General features: G+C 39.2%; 10 protein-coding genes and 1 other annotated feature. Of the genes, 3 read left to right on the top strand and 7 right to left on the bottom strand.

Going from position 1 to position 9,350, the window contains the following annotated elements; genetic code table 11:
- Window positions 1–144: 144 nt before the first annotated feature.
- Window positions 145–1,575, bottom strand: a complete 1,431-nt coding sequence (gene proS / locus V7149_RS12085) for a proline--tRNA ligase (protein WP_335345876.1) — start codon at window positions 1,573–1,575, stop codon at window positions 145–147.
- Between the two features lie 113 nt (window positions 1,576–1,688).
- Window positions 1,689–1,903 (bottom strand) — a binding site (T-box leader).
- Between the two features lie 102 nt (window positions 1,904–2,005).
- Window positions 2,006–3,121: an alanine dehydrogenase gene (gene ald / locus V7149_RS12080; RefSeq protein ID WP_335345875.1), complete on the bottom strand. Its 1,116-nt coding sequence runs from the start codon at window positions 3,119–3,121 to the stop codon at window positions 2,006–2,008.
- Between the two features lie 256 nt (window positions 3,122–3,377).
- Here ald and V7149_RS12075 point away from each other — a divergent pair, with 256 nt between their 5' ends.
- Complete coding sequence (locus V7149_RS12075) at window positions 3,378–3,905, top strand: MerR family transcriptional regulator (RefSeq protein ID WP_335345874.1); 528 nt, start codon at window positions 3,378–3,380, stop codon at window positions 3,903–3,905.
- Between the two features lie 104 nt (window positions 3,906–4,009).
- On the opposite strand, the gene V7149_RS12070 is transcribed toward V7149_RS12075, so the two are convergent.
- Window positions 4,010–5,509, bottom strand: a complete 1,500-nt coding sequence (locus tag V7149_RS12070; protein ID WP_335345873.1) for a leucyl aminopeptidase — start codon at window positions 5,507–5,509, stop codon at window positions 4,010–4,012.
- Between the two features lie 60 nt (window positions 5,510–5,569).
- The gene (locus V7149_RS12065; protein WP_335345872.1) at window positions 5,570–5,947 is read right to left on the bottom strand and encodes a DUF309 domain-containing protein; all 378 of its coding nucleotides are present in this window, start codon (window positions 5,945–5,947) and stop codon (window positions 5,570–5,572) included.
- A 205-nt stretch (window positions 5,948–6,152) separates the two neighbouring features.
- Here V7149_RS12065 and V7149_RS12060 point away from each other — a divergent pair, with 205 nt between their 5' ends.
- The gene (locus tag V7149_RS12060; RefSeq protein ID WP_335345871.1) at window positions 6,153–6,629 is read left to right on the top strand and encodes a divergent PAP2 family protein; all 477 of its coding nucleotides are present in this window, start codon (window positions 6,153–6,155) and stop codon (window positions 6,627–6,629) included.
- 39 nt (window positions 6,630–6,668) lie between these two features.
- Window positions 6,669–7,457 carry a cobalamin-binding protein gene (locus tag V7149_RS12055; protein ID WP_335345870.1) on the top strand — a complete coding sequence of 263 codons (789 nt, stop codon included), beginning with the start codon at window positions 6,669–6,671 and terminating at the stop codon, window positions 7,455–7,457.
- A gap of 62 nt (window positions 7,458–7,519) precedes the next feature.
- Here the strand turns inward: V7149_RS12055 and V7149_RS12050 are convergent, their stop codons facing one another.
- The 3 genes from V7149_RS12050 to V7149_RS12040 all read right to left on the bottom strand — a co-directional run bounded on the left by V7149_RS12050 (window position 7,520) and on the right by V7149_RS12040 (window position 9,340).
- Window positions 7,520–8,236 (bottom strand): 3D domain-containing protein, encoded by a 717-nt coding sequence (locus tag V7149_RS12050; RefSeq protein ID WP_335345869.1) that lies wholly within the window; start codon window positions 8,234–8,236, stop codon window positions 7,520–7,522.
- 201 nt (window positions 8,237–8,437) lie between these two features.
- Complete coding sequence (locus V7149_RS12045) at window positions 8,438–8,761, bottom strand: YuiB family protein (protein WP_335345868.1); 324 nt, start codon at window positions 8,759–8,761, stop codon at window positions 8,438–8,440.
- 93 nt (window positions 8,762–8,854) lie between these two features.
- Window positions 8,855–9,340 (bottom strand): NUDIX hydrolase, encoded by a 486-nt coding sequence (locus V7149_RS12040; protein WP_335345867.1) that lies wholly within the window; start codon window positions 9,338–9,340, stop codon window positions 8,855–8,857.
- Window positions 9,341–9,350: the final 10 nt, after the last annotated feature.

Below are 9,350 nucleotides of genomic sequence, written 5' to 3'. Positions count from 1 at the left end.
TTTTACGCTTAAGCGGGCACCAGACTGCTCTTCTGGTGACCACGGGCACTGATTTTACGCTTAAGCAGGCACCAGAACACTCTTCTGGTGACCGCGGGAACTAATTTCACGCTTGAACAAGGTCCAGAATGAAGCACATTTTATTTAATACGCCTTCGCCCAATATACTAGCTCATTAGCTTCACGTCCACAGCAGACGCACTCGGATGAAACAGCTTCTTGCTCAAATGGGATACATCTTGAAGTCACGCTTGTTTCTTCTTTTATTTTTTCTTCACACTCAAGCTCTCCGCACCACATGGCCTTTACGAAACCTGATTTATTGGCGAAAGTATCTTTAAATTCATCATAAGTTGTCGCAACATAGGTTTTTTGTTCGCGTAGCTCTTTTGCTTTATTATATAAATTTTGCTGAATGTCATCTAATACTTCTGTAAGCTTTGTCTCTAATTGATCCAGGCTAACAATCAATTTTTCCCCTGTATCGCGGCGGGCAAGTACGACTTGTTTATTTTCAATATCCTTAGGGCCAACCTCTAAACGAAGTGGAACACCCTTCATTTCATATTCATTAAATTTCCAGCCTGGCTTTTTGTCGCTTGCATCAATGCCCACACGCGCAAGTTTAGAAAGCTTGTCTTTTAAGTCATAGGCAAAATCAAGAACGCCTTCTTTATGCTGAGCAATTGGAACAATCATCACTTGAGTTGGAGCAGCTTTTGGCGGAATCACAAGTCCTCTGTCATCTCCATGAACCATGATCATCGCTCCAATGATGCGGGTCGTTAATCCCCATGATGTTTGATGTACATATTGCTGCTTTCCCTCTTTATCTAAATATTGAATGCCAAACGCTTTAGCAAATCCATCTCCTAAATGATGAGAAGTTCCAGATTGCAGTGCCTTTCCATCATGCATTAAGCTTTCAATTGTGTACGTAAACTTAGCCCCTGCAAACTTTTCTTTATCAGTCTTTCTACCTCTTACCACTGGTATAGCGAGGATATTTTCGCAAAGATCCGTATATACATCAAGCATTTGTTTTGTTTCTTCATGTGCGTCTTCATCAGTTGCATGACAAGTATGACCTTCTTGCCACTGAAATTCCATTGTACGCAGGAACGGTCTAGTTGTTTTCTCCCATCTCACAACATTTGCCCATTGATTGTATAGCTTAGGCAAATCCCGATATGAGTGGATAATATTACTATAATGCTCACAGAAAAGCACCTCTGAAGTTGGACGGACACATAAGCGCTCTGCCAGTTCTTCTGATCCCCCGTGCGTTACCCAAGCTACCTCTGGAGCAAATCCTTCGACATGGTCTTTCTCCTTTTGCAGCAAGCTTTCTGGAATAAATAAAGGCATATACACATTTTCATGACCTGTATCTTTAATGCGTTGATCCAATTCATTTTTAATATTTTCCCATAAAGCATAACCGTAAGGGCGCATAATCATGCATCCGCGTACACTTGAATAGTCGATTAGATCTGCCTTCGTTACAACATCTGTATACCACTGGGCAAAATCATCATCCATTGCTGTAATGTCTTTAACAAATTCTTTAGCCATTTCTTTACACCTCTTTTAAATTTTGAGGGACAAGGGGACGGTTCTGATGTCCTATTTTGCTGGGACACTAGATCCGTCTCCCTATCCCCTTATTAAAAAAAGCCATACTTCAAATTAGGGACCAATGCATGGCGGTACCACCCTAATTTAAAGCATAGCTTTACTCTCGAATCATGATAACGGATATGAACCCGCTTGTATCTTCAATATTTATCCGATACAGTACTCGGAGGCAGGTTCAAGTGACCGTTTATAGAAGTCTTGCACCAAATGACTTCCTCTCTAGAATAAACTGAAACACTTTACTAATCCTCGTCAATGTATTTACTCTATTTTTGGAAATTATATAAATAAATCTTCACAATGTCAAATCCCATTGAAAAAGCCCCCTAGCTTGAAGCTAAAAGGGCTTAAGTTGAAAAATTAATTCTTAGTTTTCGAAAGCTTGGTCAACAGATACATACTCATAACCAAGGTCTTTAGCAACCGCTTGGTAAGTAATGTTTCCGTTAAGGACGTTAACGCCTAGTTTTAATGATGCGTTGTCTTCAACTGCTTTCTTAACACCTTTGTTAGCAATTTGTAAAGCATAGTTGATCGTAACGTTTGTAAGGGCAATTGTAGAAGTTCTTGGAACAGCACCAGGCATATTTGCAACTGCATAGTGAACAACGCCATGCTTTTCATATGTTGGGTTGTCATGAGTTGTAATATGGTCAACTGTTTCAAAGATTCCGCCTTGGTCAACAGCCACGTCAATAACAACTGAACCAGGAGCCATTGTCTTAACCATTTCTTCTGTAACTAATTTAGGAGCTTTAGCACCAGGAATTAATACAGCACCAACTACAAGATCGCTTTCTTTAACAGCTTGAGCGATATTGAATGGGTTAGACATTAATGTTTGGATGTTGTTGCCGAAAATATCGTCTAATTGACGAAGACGCTCAGGGCTAAGGTCGATAATCGTAACTTGAGCACCAAGTCCGATTGCCATTTTCGCAGCATTAATACCAACTACTCCACCGCCAACGATAGTAACTTTACCGCGTGAAACGCCTGGTACGCCTGCAAGAAGGATGCCTTTTCCGCCATTAGTCTTTTGCAAGAATTGAGCTCCAATTTGAGTAGCCATACGTCCAGCTACTTCACTCATTGGAGTAAGTAATGGCAATGTACGATTTACTTCAACTGTTTCATATGCAATCGCTGTAACACCAGTATCTACTAGAGCTTTAGCTAATTCTGGCTCTGCAGCTAGGTGTAGATATGTGAATAATACTAAATCTTTGCGGAAATATTTATATTCCGACTCAAGAGGTTCTTTAACCTTCATAACCATTTCTGCAGCCCATGCCTCAGCAGCTGTAGGAACGATTTCCGCTCCAACCTCTTTATAATCTTCGTTTGTGAATCCGCTTCCAAGACCTGCCTCTGATTCTACTAATACTTGATGACCTGCTTTAACTAGTGTATATACACTCGCTGGTGTTGCAGCCACACGGTTTTCATTATTTTTTATTTCTTTTGGTACCCCAATAATCATAGAAAATATTCCCCTTTCCTAACATTCAAAAAATTATAAGCACCTTAAGTATAATAATTGAATTCAGATTAATCAANNAGTTGTTGTATTTTTCGGACTATTGCCTATTTTTAATCTCCTTTTTTTCTAATTATAGGGAATGATAAAAACATGTAGCATCTCCACTTTCTTTGCCGAAAATAAACTAGTTTTGTCATATAGGAAGGAGTTTATTTTTATTGGAAGAATTCAATAACTAATGAAGGAGGGGATCAGTGTGAATACAAGTGCTGTTGCAAAGTTGTTAGGGGTTTCGCCAAGCACAGTACAGCGTTGGGTAAGACAGCTGGAGCTCCAAATGGAACGGAACGAGCTTGGTCATTATTGGTTTAAAGAGGAAGATATTCAATTGCTGAGACAAGTTCAAGATCAGCTAAGTAAAGGAATTATTCTACAGAATGTGACTGTACAAGAAGGGAAGCCAAGGAGAGGAAGTCTGACAACAACCGTGAATCTCAGTGACAAAGCAACTGAAAAGCTGCTGGAGAAAATCGAACTGCTGGAACAGAGAGTGAACGGGAAAGCAGATGATGTAGTTTCCTATCAACTGCTGCAGCACCGCCGTGAGATTGAAGATCTCCAGGGCATTATTAAGAATTTAACTGAGCGGATTGAAATACTTGAAAATAAACAGAGCAGCCTAAAAAATAAGCTGCCTGCCGAAAATCTATTAATATTTGATAATGAGAAGCCTAAAAAGAAGATAAAAAGAAAAAATATTATTACATCTCTTTTCGGATTTTAGGCCAAGGGAGGTCAAACTTTCAATTCCCTTGACCATACCATTGGGATAGAAGAACCTGGGTCAAGGGGACATTCCCTTGGCCCATTTTATATTGAGAACCGTCCCTATACTTCAAATCTTTCAACAAGCAGGGCTAGTGTACGGACCATTACGCCTGTTGCACCGGATGGGCCAAGACTATGTTCTTTGCGGGTCGTTGCTGTTCCAGCAATGTCAAGGTGCACCCACGGTGTTCCTTCAGCAAATTCTCCCACAAACCCTCCTCCCATAATCGCATGTCCTTCTCGTCCTGGAGAGTTATTTAAATCGGCAATCTTACTGCTTCTTATTCTTTGTTTATCTTTTTCAAATAAAGGAAGTCTCCAGATTGGCTCCCCTGCTTCATAGGATGCTTCGAGAACCTGCTCCCATAGTGCTTCATTATTAGTTAAAGCACCTGTCGTTTCATTTCCGAGCGCAACAATGACTCCTCCCGTTAATGTCGCAACATCTACAAGATAGTTAGCCCCATGAAACTTTGCATACGTTACCGCGTCTGCTAAAGCAAGGCGACCTTCAGCATCTGTATTCAGTACTTCAATCGTTTTGCCGCTCATAGAAGTGATCACATCATCAGGCTTAAGCGCATTTCCGCTAATCATGTTGTCAGTTGAAGGAATAACCGCGACAACATTTTGTTCCGGTCTAAGCTCACCAATAATTTCCATAGCTCCAAGGACAGCTGCTGCACCGCCCATATCCGATTTCATGCCAACAATTCCATCCTTTGGCTTAATGGAGTAGCCCCCAGTATCGAACGTAATCCCTTTTCCGACTAAACCAATGACGTCCTTCCATTCCTCTTTTCCTTGATACTTGAGAACAATCATTTTAGGAGGTTCAACAGAGCCTTGGTTAACGGCTAATAAGGCACCCATGCCGAGCTTTAGCATATCTTCCTTTTCGAGGATCTCTGCTTCAAAATCATATTTAGCCGCTAATTCTAGAGCATAGTTAGCCATGTTTGTAGCCGTCAGCATATTTCCCGGCAGATTTACAAGTGTACGGGCTGAGTTCGTTCCTTTTCCATATGTATAACCGACCGTTAAAGCTGCTTTAATTTCCTCTTCTTCTAAAGAATCGCTATATACGGTTACATTCTCAATGAATTTTTCAGGCTCATTTGATTTTTGTTTATAGCCAGCAAAGGAATAAGTCGATAATGTAAGTGCTTCACCAACAGCATGTGCAGCATCCATTGCATCTACATTTTCATTCGTGAATGATGAAAGGAATACAGCTGCGTCCTGTAACTTGTCTGCTTTTACAGCTTTAAATGTTTTTCCAAGTGCCTCACGTAAAATTTCAAAGCTATAATCATTTTCCTTGCCAAGACCGACAATATATAATCTTTTTGCCCCTATTTTCCCGAAAGTATGTACCTTTGAAACAGACTTTTTCTTGGCAGATACATCACCGCCTCTAACAAGGTCCGTTAATTGCCCGCCAAATTCATGATCAAGACTCGAAAGAACTCCATCGAATTTATTCGGCTTTTCGAAAATTCCAAGGATGAGGCATTCATGTTCTTTTGCATAATTTAATTCCTTTAATACCGTAAACATTTTTCCACCTCCATATTTGATGCTCTCATTATAGCGAAAAAAGAAAATTATTTCGACTATCTAATCATTTAAAAACAATATTAACTCAGGTAATTTAGGAAGGGACTCAACCTCTTCAAACGGAACACGGTCAATATCCTTAGGAAAAAGGGAAAGACATTCTTCCATAAATGAATAAACGTGTTCAAGATCTATTCCCCAGTGCATTGGACGGTAATCCTGTAAATAATCATGTGCTGCCTGCATCATGAGCCTTGCGCCTTTAATATTGCCGTATTCATAATGATAAATCGCTACACTCATTTGCAGCAGCCCTTTAAAAAATAAATTCCCCTTATCGGTCATCCACATTTCTTCAAGAAGATCATGGCAAGTATAGTAATCCCCTTCATTAAACTTTATAAAAAACTCATAATATTCGAGTGGGTAGTCCTTCAATCAAATCACTCCCCTATGAGAGATTTTACCCAAAATAATACAATGCCCCTCTGCTTTCCTTCTGAAAAACATTGCACTATCAGCAAATTATTATTATCATCTTAACAAAAGGATTTAATTCTGCGGGAAATAGTCGAAATTTTTCTAAAAAAAATCCACAGAATTAAATATGTTTCCTTTTGGTTGTTTAAAAGGTGGTTAATAAATGGATTTATTATTGAATTTTCCTCTTTGGTCGGCCATAGCGGCCATCTTCTTTGCCCAGTTTGTTAAAGTCCCAATTCACTTTATTGCTACTCGAAAGGTTAATTGGGCATTGCTTACGAGCACAGGCGGAATGCCAAGCTCTCATTCAGCAGCCGTTACCGCACTTTCTACTGGTGTTGCATTGGAAACTGGTTTAGACTCACCAGTGTTTGCAATATCTGCTGTATTTGCCATTATCACTATGTTTGATGCGACTGGAGTTCGTAGACAAGCAGGGGAACAAGCCATTGTGTTAAATCAATTAATGTCAGATTTTAACCGTTTTATGGAAGAAGCCAAGGTTTGGCAAAAAAAAGCAGAACAAGAGAAAAGGAAGGAATTAAAGGAATTGCTTGGCCATAAACCAATTGAGGTTTTTTTTGGCGGCTTAACCGGCATTCTGTTAACACTTTTTTTACATTATATTATTTCTTAATAAATATCTGCTTAATGTTAACCAAAAGGTGTGAAATCATTGAGAATCGTTTCTATATGTCCAAGTAATACAGAGCTAGTTGAATATTTAGGCCTTACTCACCTTCTCACAGGTGTTGATGACTTTTCCGACTGGCCAGAGCAAATTAAACATTTGCCTCGGCTCGGGCCGGATCTTTCGATTAATATGGATAAAGTGGAAGAACTGCAGCCAGATTTAGTCCTGGCGTCTTTGAGTGTGCCTGGCATGGAGAAAAACATTGAAGAATTAGAGAAAAGAAACATACCCCATATCATTCTAAATCCACAAAGCTTAAAAGATATTGAAAATGATTTAATTATTACCGCAAAAGCATTAGCTCAGCCTGAGGCCGGTGAAAAAGCCGCTTTGGTATTCCGCTCACAAATCGAAGAATTAAGGATGATCGCTGCAAATATTGAGGAAAAGCCTTCCCTTTACTGGGAATGGTGGCCGAAGCCTGTCTTTACCCCGGGTCAAGTCAATTGGCTAACTGAAATAAGCGAACTTGCCGGAGCAGTTAACTTGTTTAAAGATGTAGAATTGGCAAGTGTTCAAACTGATTGGGATGATGTATTTCGCCGGAACCCCGATTATATTTGCCTTGCATGGGTAGGTGTTCGGAAGGAGAAAGTCAATCCAGAAATTGTTCTAAAAAGACCAAGCTGGGATCAAATGGACGCGGTCAGAAATCAGCATATTCTTGTTCTTGAGGAAGAGCTATACTGCAGGCCGTCACCTCGTTTGATCGAAGGAGCGATTAAGCTGGCGAAGAAAATTCACCCCGAAGCGTATGCGTCTATTCAATAGTCTGCTAAAAAGGCAGTTATAAAAAAACAGGCAAATCCGTTTCAATGGATTGCCTGTACTTTTTATTTTCGCTCTGATTTAATATATTGCTGACGAAAAACCTGCATGGATTCATTTTCATTTAAAGCATGTAATTCTTCTTCAGTAAGAGTTCCGTCACCCATTTCAACAACATAAACATCAATTGTCTTTTTTCCCCATTCATTATAGACATCATCGACTGTTTCAAAATATAGGTCAACTTTATTTCCTTTTATCGCTCCGCCTTTATCAGCAACGACTCCATATCCATAATCAGGGACAAAAATGATCGTTCCTATTGGGAATACATTTAAATCTGCTGCTACTGTTGAATATAAATCTCTTTTCACCTTTACGCCTGAATATGTAATACCGAATCCAGGATGACCAGGATTTTTCCCTGTTGATTCATAGAAAGCAGTATAACCCGTAGCTATTACTTTTTTCATCGGATATTGTGACCAATCAATGGCCTCCTCTAATTTTGGCGGTGTTCCGGATACCGCCCGGCTAGAGGAAATTTTTAAATCTACATTTGCAATTTGCTTTAAATATTTATAGGCGATACCCACGCTTTTAAATGTATGACTAAAAGGATGGTCATCTGAATTCTTACTTTGACGGAAATCATCACTATTAAAATAATTGACGATTGATTTTGCATGTACTCCTGAAATGGATTGAAAGGTTGTTAATAAAGCTGCCAAAAATAAAGTTGACATGATTACACGTCTTGTCCAAGTTTTTATTCTATTCATTTTATTTTTCACTCCTCCCAAGAATATTCATTTCCAACTTTCAAGAGAATATTCACAGAAGAGCCAAAAAAATAAACTAAATTATCTGAAAACAAACCTTTATGCCCCTGTAAAACCAGTATTTTAAAGTTTTTTTCCGAATTTTATTAAATAAAAAAATCCCTGCTGAATGCAGAGATTTCCAACTTGTAGAATATTTGATTAAAACATTTGATACCCTTTTTTACGAAGAACTTTAATCGTTATTCCCGCCACTATGGCACCTGCCATCCCGCTGCTCAAAATCAGTACATCCGCTGTGGCGAGCTGGGATAATTCATTTCCCAGGCTTGAAAACGATTCTTTAGTTTTTTGAAAATACTCAATAAAACGCACCTTATCAATGATTAATATTGCAACAATTGGATAAATAATTGCCATGATCCATGACATTCTCAGCAGCATATTTAAAATAAATCCAATTCCAAAAAATAACACAAAGAATAACAGCATGGAAATTGGCAATACGAAAATAGTCATCTGCATTGATTCCGTTCCTCCCTCAGCACATCAATAATTAGTGTACTTAATGTAGATTTGGGAGTCAATTATTATATTGGGTTAAATTGTCCTATTAGATTATAAAAATAACCGATATGCTGTATAGCCAAACTGATCTCCAGGGTTTATTCCATCCATTAACGGCTTTGCCGAGGAATCCGAACGATTAGCTAAATATTTGAGTAGTATGGACGCATTTTCATCTTCAGCCAATTCTAGCGGATCGATAAATTGAACATCATAAAGCTCTCCATCCTGCACTTGAATCGTCTGCCCAGGCAAGGCTTCAAGCAAGAATATAATCATATTATCGCTAATCTCATCTTTAATAACTCCCGTCCTCAGGCCGATCATCCCTTTAACAGTGCACTTAATGCCCGTTTCCTCTTCTATTTCCCGAATGACTGCTTCATCAGCAGTTTCACCCGGGTCCACAAAGCCGGCTGGCAAGGACCAACTTCCCTTTAGCCCTCCATATTTCTTTTTGACTACAAGCCATTTACTATCTGGTGAAATGACAAGCCCGGAAACCGCCAGCCAAACCTTTCCCCTTTTTTGGCTCATATTCAATCCC

Origin of the sequence: Bacillus sp. JJ1503 (assembly GCF_036965125.1) — a bacterium.
Classification (GTDB): Bacteria; Bacillota; Bacilli; order Bacillales; family Cytobacillaceae; genus Cytobacillus.
Note: the sequence above shows the minus strand (reverse complement) of the source record. Positions and strands in the feature narration are given on the sequence as shown.

Coding starts and splice junctions, on each gene's coding strand:
- V7149_RS12050 (WP_335345869.1), bottom strand. CDS start 8,236: ATGAATAGAATAAAAACTTGGACAAGACGTGTAATCATGTCAACTTTA.
- V7149_RS12045 (WP_335345868.1), bottom strand. CDS start 8,761: ATGCAGATGACTATTTTCGTATTGCCAATTTCCATGCTGTTATTCTTT.
- V7149_RS12060 (WP_335345871.1), top strand. CDS start 6,153: ATGGATTTATTATTGAATTTTCCTCTTTGGTCGGCCATAGCGGCCATC.
- V7149_RS12040 (WP_335345867.1), bottom strand. CDS start 9,340: ATGAGCCAAAAAAGGGGAAAGGTTTGGCTGGCGGTTTCCGGGCTTGTC.
- V7149_RS12070 (WP_335345873.1), bottom strand. CDS start 5,509: ATGTTTACGGTATTAAAGGAATTAAATTATGCAAAAGAACATGAATGC.
- proS (WP_335345876.1), bottom strand. CDS start 1,575: ATGGCTAAAGAATTTGTTAAAGACATTACAGCAATGGATGATGATTTT.
- ald (WP_335345875.1), bottom strand. CDS start 3,121: ATGATTATTGGGGTACCAAAAGAAATAAAAAATAATGAAAACCGTGTG.